Annotated in this window: 1 protein-coding gene; it reads right to left on the bottom strand. The window is 56.8% G+C overall.

The genetic code is table 11. The features are described from left to right. Nucleotides 1–153: 153 nt before the first annotated feature. The coding region (locus QVO43_RS04175; protein WP_288174502.1) for a phosphoenolpyruvate carboxykinase (ATP) at nucleotides 154–644 on the bottom strand (491 nt) is incomplete at its 5' end.

The raw sequence follows: 644 nt of genomic DNA on the forward strand, positions 1-644 counted from the left end.
GCCCGCCGTATCCGCACAATAGACAGTTTCCGCCATACACTCACCGTCCTTCCAGTTCATTGCAATTTATAATTATAGCATAAAAAAAAGAGGGACGCACCTGCGTCCCTCTTTTTTGTCAATGGTCAATAGGGGAAAGCTCCCCCTTCCCGCTTATTTCACCACCGGTCCGGCGGATGCAATGTCTTCGGTTACTTCTCCCTGGAATTTCTTGAAGTTTTCCTGGAAGAGACGGGCCAGTTTCCGGGCGGTTTCGTCGTAAGCTCCCTTGTCTTCCCAGGTACTCCGGGGATTCAGCACATTGCTGGGCACGTTGGGGCAGGATTTGGGGATGGAAACCCCGAACATGGGCATGGTGGTCCAGCCTTCCTTGCCCAGTTCCCCGTCCAGAGCCGCGTGGATCATGGCCCGGGTGTAGGCCAGCTTCATCCGTTTGCCAACCCCGTAGGGGCCGCCGCTCCAACCGGTGTTCACCAGGTACACGTTGGTTTCATGCTTGGCGATCCGTTCTCCCAGCAGCTTGGCATAGGTCAGGGGAGGCAGCGGCAGGAAAGGCGCCCCGAAGGCCGTAGAGAAGGTGGCCTGGGGTTCCGTGATTCCCCGTTCCGTACCGGCTACCTTGCTGGTGTAGCCGGTAAGATAAT

Source organism: Acidaminococcus sp. CAG:542 (assembly GCF_000437815.1).
Classification (GTDB): Bacteria; Bacillota; Negativicutes; order Acidaminococcales; family Acidaminococcaceae; genus Acidaminococcus.